Origin of the sequence: Mesorhizobium sp. M5C.F.Ca.IN.020.29.1.1 (genome assembly GCF_003997375.1) — a bacterium.
Taxonomy (GTDB): Bacteria; Pseudomonadota; Alphaproteobacteria; order Rhizobiales; family Rhizobiaceae; genus Mesorhizobium; species Mesorhizobium wenxiniae.
In genome coordinates this window covers 1-8068 of sequence record NZ_RZSW01000270.1, presented here as the reverse complement: position 1 = coordinate 8068, position 8068 = coordinate 1, and the positions used below count along the sequence as shown (strand labels likewise).

Annotated in this window: 7 protein-coding genes and 1 pseudogene; all 8 read left to right on the top strand. The window is 62.5% G+C overall.

Annotated features, from left to right (window positions below; translation table 11 throughout):
* Positions 1-953 (top strand): annotated as a pseudogene (locus tag EOA85_RS20680) (amidohydrolase); the annotation flags it as partial.
* Positions 954-1079: 126 nt separating this feature from the next.
* Entirely contained in the window at positions 1080-2174 is a 1095-nt protein-coding gene (locus tag EOA85_RS20675) for an ABC transporter ATP-binding protein (RefSeq protein WP_127210980.1), read from the top strand.
* Positions 2174-3094, top strand: coding sequence for an ABC transporter permease (locus EOA85_RS20670; RefSeq protein ID WP_127210979.1), 921 nt, complete (start codon positions 2174-2176; stop codon positions 3092-3094). Before EOA85_RS20675 ends, EOA85_RS20670 begins: the two co-directional genes overlap by 1 nt.
* Positions 3087-3893: an ABC transporter permease gene (locus tag EOA85_RS20665; RefSeq protein ID WP_127210978.1), complete on the top strand. Its 807-nt coding sequence runs from the start codon at positions 3087-3089 to the stop codon at positions 3891-3893. Before EOA85_RS20670 ends, EOA85_RS20665 begins: the two co-directional genes overlap by 8 nt.
* 13 nt (positions 3894-3906) lie before the next feature.
* Positions 3907-4941, top strand: coding sequence for an extracellular solute-binding protein (locus tag EOA85_RS20660; protein WP_065007567.1), 1035 nt, complete (start codon positions 3907-3909; stop codon positions 4939-4941).
* 67 nt (positions 4942-5008) lie between these two features.
* Positions 5009-6205: a serine hydrolase gene (locus EOA85_RS20655; protein WP_127210977.1), complete on the top strand. Its 1197-nt coding sequence runs from the start codon at positions 5009-5011 to the stop codon at positions 6203-6205.
* A gap of 26 nt (positions 6206-6231) precedes the next feature.
* Positions 6232-7413 carry a serine hydrolase gene (locus tag EOA85_RS20650; RefSeq protein WP_127210976.1) on the top strand — a complete coding sequence of 394 codons (1182 nt, stop codon included), beginning with the start codon at positions 6232-6234 and terminating at the stop codon, positions 7411-7413.
* Positions 7414-7541: 128 nt separating this feature from the next.
* The coding region (locus tag EOA85_RS20645) for a Tex-like N-terminal domain-containing protein (protein WP_281033764.1) at positions 7542-8068 on the top strand (527 nt) is incomplete at its 3' end.

The window sequence follows — 8068 nt, the reverse complement described above, 5'->3', positions numbered from 1 at the left end:
AGGCACGGTATCACGTCGATCCAGAACATGGACGGCAATTTGCACCAGCTCGAACTCCTGTCCGAGATCGAGACCGAAGGCGGCTTGCTGTGCCGCGTGCAGGTGCCGTTCCACTACAAGAACTTCATGACCCTCGACATGCTCGACAAAGCCTCTGATATGGCTGAGCGCTACAATGGCGAATGGCTGTCGTCGGGCATGGTCAAGGTGTTCTACGACGGCGTGCTCGATTCATGGACTGCGGTAATGGTCGAGCCCTATGCGGACCGTCCGGATTGGGTTGGCGAGCCGCTGTTCACGCCGCAGCAATTCATCGACCTTGCAGTGGCCGTCGACAGGCGCGGGCTGCAGATGGCGGTGCACTCGATTGGCGACGGCGCCGTGCGCGCGTGCTCGACGGCTACGAGGCAGCGCAAAAGGCGAATGGCAGGCGCGACAGCCGGCATCGCGTCGAGCATATCGAGGTGGTCACCGCCGCCGACGTACCGCGTTTCGCAAAGCTTGGCGTCATTGCCTCGATGCAGCCACCGCATCCGCCGGGCAGCATGGGCGTGCCGCTGGAACCAACGGTGTCGCGCATCGGGCCTGCCCGCTGGCCTCTGAGCTATGCGTGGCGGACGCTGAAGAATACCGGCGCGCACGTCGTCTTCGCCTCCGATTGGCCGGTCTCGCCGATCGATCCGATTCTGGGCATTCAGGCGGCAGTGCTGCGCAAACCTTGGGCAGACAGCGATCCCGACCAGAGTTTCTCGCTGCATGAATCGCTTGCGGGCTACACGGTGGAAGGCGCCTATGCCGAGTTCATGGAGCATCGCAAGGGCCGCCTGAAGTCAGGCTTTCTGGCTGATCTCGTGGTGCTCTCAGGCGACATCGAGGCGACCGCGCCGGAAGCGCTGCATACGGTGCGGCCGATGACGACGATTTGCGGCGGCAAGGTCACTTATCAGGCCTGACGGTGGCACGGGAATTGCCTTCTGAATCGACATTCAGATGTATGCTTGCCAAGCCATGCGCCGTGTGCTGACAATCGAGTGGGAACTGGATCCGCCCTGAAGAGCGGACACAAGAATGGGGTAATCGTGCCGGAACAACCGGGTAAAAGTGCAATTGAAGTTCGTGGCGTCCGCAAGGTATTCGGTACCGGGGAGTCACAGGTCGCCGCCCTCGACACGGTTTCGGTGTCGATCCGCGAGAATGAGTTCTTCACCCTGCTTGGTCCATCCGGCTGCGGGAAGACAACGCTCCTGCGGCTGATCGCCGGCTTCGATTTCCCGAGCGCCGGCGAGATCCTGCTGCATGGCCAGGACATCGCACCGTTGCCTCCGTTCAAGCGGCCGGTCAACACCGTGTTCCAGAACTATGCGCTGTTCCCGCATATGACGGTGGCCGAGAACATCGGCTTCGGCCTCGAAATGCTCGGCAAGCCCAAAGCCGAAGTGAAGGCGCGGGTTGCCGAGATGCTGAAGCTGGTCAAAATGGAAGCGCTCAGCGGCCGCCGCACCAGCCAGATTTCCGGCGGCCAGCAGCAGCGCGTGGCACTGGCGCGGGCGCTGGCGCCGCAGCCGAAAGTGCTGCTGCTCGACGAGCCGCTGTCGGCCCTCGACTTCAAGCTGCGCAAGGACATGCAGATCGAGCTGAAGCGGCTGCAGCACGAGACCGGCATCACCTTCATCTTCGTCACCCACGACCAGGAAGAAGCGCTGACCATGTCGGACCGCATCGCGGTGATGTCGTCGGGCAAGATCCTGCAGGTCGGAACGCCTTGGGATATCTATGACAAGCCGGCGGAGCGCTTCGTCGCCGACTTCATCGGCGAGACCAATTTCCTGACCGCGGCCATATCAGGCATGGCCAACGGCAAGGCACGAGCAACGCTCAAATCCGGCGCGACGATCGACGCGACCGTGGCTGAGGGCTTTCAGCCGAAGGACAATGCCACCGTGGTGGTCAGGCCGGAACATGCCAAGCTGACCAGCGGCAAGGGCGACCTGTCGGGCACGGTCGAAAACATCGTCTATTTCGGCACCGACACGCACATCCATGTTCGCCTGGACAGCAGCGAGGCCTTCACGGTGCGCCAGCAGAACACGCGCAGCGCCGGCTGCGGTTTCGAGCGGGGAGACAAGGTCGGCATTTCGATCGGCAACGACGCCGCACAAGTGCTGAGGGACTGATGGCGAGCGCGGAAGAAGTCGCCGAGGAAGCCGAACGCAGAGATATCCGCGATCGCTGGCTCCTGTCAGCGCCGGCACTGATCATCATCTTTCTGGCGGCGACCGGCCCGCTGCTGATCGTCGTAATCTATTCGTTCCTGACGCCGGGCCCCTATGGCGACGTGATGTGGAAATTCTCCACGGACGGCTGGCTGTCGGTGCTGATGCAGCGTGACATCTTCGACGACACGCTGGCCTTCGCCGACGCGCATCTGTCGATCTTCTGGCGCTCGGCCAAGCTGTCGTTCCTGACGACGATCCTGACGCTGCTCTTTGGCTTCCCGACCGCCTATTTCATCGCCACCCGGCCCGCGCGGCAGCGCAACGTCTGGCTATTCCTGATCACCATCCCCTTTTGGACCAATCTGCTGATCCGCACTTTCGCCATCCAGGAGGTGATCCGCAACGAGGGCATCGTCAACACGGTGCTGATCAAGCTCGGCATCATCAGCCAGCCGATCCAGATGATGTTCACCGATTTCGCGCTGATGGTCGGCATGACCTATGTCTATCTGCCGCTGATGGTGCTGCCGCTCTATGCCAGCATGGAGAAGATCGACTTCCGGCTGGTCGAGGCGGGTTACGACCTCTATGCCAACCGCTACCAGGTGCTGAGGCGGGTCATCATTCCGCTGGTCAAGCCGGGCATCATCGCCGGCTCGATCCTTGTCTTCATCCCGGCGCTGGGCGCCTACGTCACCCCGCGCGTGCTCGGCGGGTCGAAGAATATGATGCTCGGCAATCTGATCGAGCTGCAGTTCGGGCAAGGCCGTAACTGGCCGCTCGGCTCGGCGCTGTCGCTCTCGCTGATGGCAATCGTGATGGTCGCGCTGCTCTTCTATGTCCGCTCCGCCGGGCGCCAGGGCGGCGCGCATGGCTAGCCGCTTCGACATTCGCCGGCAGACCGGCTTCACGACAATCGCGATGATCTGCTTTTTCGCGCTGTACCTGCCGATCGTCACGGTTGTTGTCTATGCCTTCAACGCAGGCAGTTCGATCGCGATCTGGGAAGGCGTGTCGCTGCGCTGGTTCTATCAGGCCTGGAACAACGACCAGGTCGTCGATGCCTCGATCCGGTCGCTGCAGATCGCTTCGGTCGCCGCGACTATTGCCACGATCGTCGCCACCATGGCTGCACTCGCTACGACCCGAACGAAACCCTATCCCGGCCTCGGCTTCAAATACGCCTTCATCAACCAGCCGCTGATGGTGCCGGAAATCGTCACCGCGGTGGCGTTGCTGATCTTCTTTTCGCGCATCAAGATCTGGACCGGCTATTCGGGGCTGGGCTACCTGATGGCTGCGCATACTGCCTTTTGCATTCCCTTTGCCTATCTGCCGATCCGGGCGCGGCTCGAGAACATGGATCTGTCGTTGGAGATAGCTGCGGCCGACCTCTACGCGACACCCTGGAAGGCTTTTCGGCGCGTCACCTTTCCGCTGCTCTGGCCAGGCATCCTTGCCGGGCTGATGCTGGCCTTCGTCATCTCGCTGGATGATGTCGTCATCACCGAGTTCGTCAAGTCCGGCGGCCAGGATACGTTGCCGACCTACATGCTCGGCCAGTTCCGGCGCATTATCACGCCGGAAATCAACGCGATTTCGACGGTGTTCCTGCTGATCTCGATATTGATCGTCACCGTCTTCTTTTTCATCAGCAGGAAAAAGGATCAGGAGTGACAGGAGAGAAACGATGAATTGGAAACTGACTGCGACGGCGCTCAGCGCCGCGCTGTTCGCCTCGGCGGGTCTCGCCCGCGCCGATGGCGAACTCAACATCTACAATTGGGGCAACTACACCAGCCCCGACCTCATCAAGAAATTCGAGGAAAAATACAAGGTCAAGGTGACAGTCACCGACTATGATTCCAACGACACTGCGCTGGCCAAAATCCGCCAGGGCGGCAGCGGCTTCGACATCGTGGTGCCCTCGGCGAGCTTCGTGCCGATCTGGATCCAGGAAGGGCTGCTCTTGGAGACAGAGCCGAACAAGATGGAGAACTTCAAGAACATGGACCCGAAATGGGTCGACGTTCCTTTCGACCCGGGCCGCAAATACACCGTGCCGTGGCAGTGGGGCACGACCGGCGTGACGGTCAACACCTCCGTCTACAAGGGCGATCCCAACACTTCCGCCATCTTCCTGGACCCGCCGCAGGAACTGGTCGGCAAGGTCAACGTCGTTCCCGAAATGGCCGATGTCATGCATCTCGCCATCAGATATGTCGGCGGCGAGCCCTGCACCGGCGACAAGGAGGTGCTGAAGAAGGTGCGCGATGCGCTGGTGGCTGCAAAGCCGAAATGGATCTCCATGGACTACGGCACGGTCGAGAAGTTCGCCAAAGGCGATTTCGCAGCCAGCGTCGACTGGAACGGCGCGTCCTTCCGCGCCCGCCTGCAGAACAAGGACATGGTCTATGGCTATCCGAAGGAGGGCTATCCGATCTGGATGGACAATCTCGCGGTGCTGAAGGACGCCAAGAACGTCGAAAACGCCAAGTTGTTCCAGAACTTCATCATGGATCCCGAGAACGCCGCGCTGATCTCGTCTTTCGCGCGCTACGCCAATGGCATCAAGGGATCGGAAGCCTTCATGCCTGAGGACATGAAAACGGCGCCGGAGGTCAACATCCCCGCCGAGTTCGCCGACAAGGGCAAGTTCATGCTGAACTGCGCACCCGACGTGCAGGCACTCTACACCAGGATATGGACCGAACTGCAGAAGTAATCGCATCGTGACGGACCCGGCGGCGGGCGCCGCCGGGTCTGTTTTCATGTTTGCCGGGGCGCATCTCATGACATCTTACCGCAACAGCGAACCGGTGCCGCCGATCATGCAGGGGTCGCCGCCCAAGATGGTGCCGCCGAAGCTCGACTGGGACAGGGGACCCTGGAACCGGTGGGCGTTCCAGCACATCCGCGAAATTCTGCCGACCGTCGAAGTCTGGCGCGGCAATGGCCATCGCCGCCGGTTCGAGCGAGCCGAAGTCGATCTCGATGCGCTGCCGGTGAACGACAGCACGGGCGCACCGACGACGCTGGCCGGGCTGCTCGACGAAACCTATACGGACGGGTTGCTCGTGCTCAAGGACGGCAAAATCGCCTATGAGCGCTATTTCAACGGCATGGCCGAGCGCACGCTGCATCTGTCGCAGTCGATGGCGAAGTCGGTCACCGCTTCGGTGTTCGGCATACTGGTCGGGCGCGGCCTGATCGATCCGGCCAGGCCGGTGACGACCTATCTGCCGGAGCTTGGTGCGACCGGCTGGGCGGGCGCCAGCGTGCAGCACGTGCTCGACATGACGACAGGCGTGCGTTTTTCCGAGGAATACACCGACCGCTATTCCGATATCGGCCAGGTCGATGTCGCCAGCGGCTGGAAACCGGTGCCGCCGGACAGCGATCCGGCCTTCGAGTGGCCGTCGCATATGTTTGAATTGATCCTGCGGCTCAAGGAGACAATCCGGCCGCATGGCACTGCCTTCGAATACCGTTCGATCGAGACCGACGTGCTCGCCTTTATCGTGGAGCGGGTGACCGGCAAGCGGCTGGCGCAGCTGGTTTCGGAGGAACTCTGGCAAAAGCTCGGGGCGGATGAAAGCGCCTGTTTCACCGTCGACAGCGCCGGCTACGCCGTGGCCGATGGCGGCTTCAACGCCACGCTGCTCGACTATGGCCGCTTCGGCCAGCTGATCCTCGACAATGGCGGCGGCGTGGTGCCGGCCGACTGGATCGAGGCGACGCGCAATGGCAGCCATGGGCCGGGTTTCAATCCCAGCCTGCCGGAAGGCAGCTACCGCAACCAGTTCTGGATCGAGGATCCGCGCTCACGCGCGCTGATGTGCCGGGGCGTGTTCGGGCAGCTGATCCATATCGACTGGAACACGAGAATGGTCGTGGTGAAGCTTTCGAGCTACCCGGATTTCACCGACATCGCCTATTCGGTGGCGACGATGAAAGCCGTGCACGCGATCGCCGCCGCGCTGGCCTAAGCTCCAAAAAAACTGGAAGGAAACGCATGACCGGCAAGACCGCGTTCGAGACCAGATATGGCTTTGGCCGCAACCAAGTGCTGCTCGGCAACTGGCGCGAAAGCCCGTTCAGCCGGTGGTCGTTCCAGAATGTCGGTGAGTTAGTGCCGAGCGCACGCGTGGCAGCCGTGCCAGTCAGCGGTGAGGCGTCAGCGCGGGCTCTTGACGGGCTGCTCGGCGAGCAAGTCACTCTGGCCGGCGGACCGGAGACTGTTGCAGCCTTTCTCACGCGTTCCGATACCGACGCGCTGACGATCATGAAAGGTGGCAAATTCGTCGGCGACTGGTTCGCACCGCATATGGAGTTCGGTGCGCGCCACATCATTTTCTCGATCAGCAAGTCGCTGACCGCCATCCTGGCCGGCATACTGGAAGGCGAAGGGATCTTTGATCCGCAGGCGCCGGTGACCCGCTATCTGCCGGAAGCTGCCGGCTCGGCCTATGGCGACGCCAGCGTGCGGCATGTGCTCGACATGACCATCAGCCTCGACTTCGAAGAAGCGTATCTCGATCCGGAGAGCGCCTTTGCCCGCTATCGCCGTGCGACGCTGTGGAATCCGGGTGGCGGCACCGAAAGCCTAGTCGATTTCATCCTGACGCTGCAGCGCCTTGCCGAGCCGCATGGCCGGACGTTCCGCTACCGCTCGCCCAATTCCGACCTGCTCGGCATCCTGCTCGAACGCGCATCCGGCCAGCGCTTCGCCGAACTGATGCACGAGAAATTGTGGCTGCCGCTCGGTGCAACGAGCGAAGCGTCGGTGACGGTAGACAGCGAGGGCACCGCCCGCACGGCCGGCGGCATTTCAGTCACGCCGCGCGATCTGGCGCAGGTCGGCGAGATGATGCGGCAAGGCGGCACGGCCAATGGCCGCCGCATCGTGCCGGAAGCCTGGGTGCGCGACACTGTCAGCACAGGCGGAGACAGCGAGGCCTGGCAGCGTGGCACGATGGCGTTCCTCTTTCCGCAAGGCCGCTACCGCAACAAATGGTACCAGACGGGCGCGGCAAGCGGCGCCTTCTGCGGCATCGGCATCCACGGCCAGTGGCTCTATGTCAATCCGAAGGCCGAGGTCGTCATCGCAAAGATGTCGTCGCAGCCGGAGCCGGTCGACGAGCCGCTCGATGTCGATATGGTCGCCTTCTTCGAAGCGCTGAGCCGGATGGTCTGATTCGATCCAGGCCGACCGCCATCGCAGCTTTCCTGTGGACCTATTGAGCGGTTGAAAACGCCGCGGTTGGCGGAGCGACGCTCTGCGCTTATGGTCGCCGCTCTTTTCGACAAGACAGCAGGAACGACATGGCATCCGACATCAAGCGCATCGCAGCCATCATAGCAGCCGAGATCGCTGCCCGGCCCGAACAGGCCGCCGCGGCGATCGGCCTGCTGGACGAAGGCGCGACGGTGCCGTTCGTGGCGCGCTACCGTAAGGAGGTCACTGGCGGTCTGGACGACACGCAGCTGCGCCTGCTTGCCGAGCGGCTCGCCTATCTGCGCGAACTCGATGCGCGCCGCGACACCATCCTTGGTTCGATCCGCGACCAGGGCAAGCTGACCGAAGAGCTTGAGGCCAAGATCGCAGCGGCCGCCACCAAGGCGGAACTCGAAGATATTTATCTGCCCTACAAGCCGAAGCGCCGGACCAAGGCCGAGATCGCCCGCGAGCGCGGGCTCGGACCGCTGGCCGAGGCCATCCTTGCCGACCGCGCGGCGGTGCCCGCCGAACTGGCGCTGGCCTACATCGGCGAAGAGGTGGCCGACGCCAAGGCGGCGCTCGAGGGCACGCGCGATATCCTGTCCGAGCAGTTCGCCGAGAATGCCGATCT

Coding starts and splice junctions, on each gene's coding strand:
- EOA85_RS20655 (WP_127210977.1), top strand. CDS start 5,009: ATGACATCTTACCGCAACAGCGAACCGGTGCCGCCGATCATGCAGGGG.
- EOA85_RS20650 (WP_127210976.1), top strand. CDS start 6,232: ATGACCGGCAAGACCGCGTTCGAGACCAGATATGGCTTTGGCCGCAAC.
- EOA85_RS20665 (WP_127210978.1), top strand. CDS start 3,087: ATGGCTAGCCGCTTCGACATTCGCCGGCAGACCGGCTTCACGACAATC.
- EOA85_RS20660 (WP_065007567.1), top strand. CDS start 3,907: ATGAATTGGAAACTGACTGCGACGGCGCTCAGCGCCGCGCTGTTCGCC.
- EOA85_RS20670 (WP_127210979.1), top strand. CDS start 2,174: ATGGCGAGCGCGGAAGAAGTCGCCGAGGAAGCCGAACGCAGAGATATC.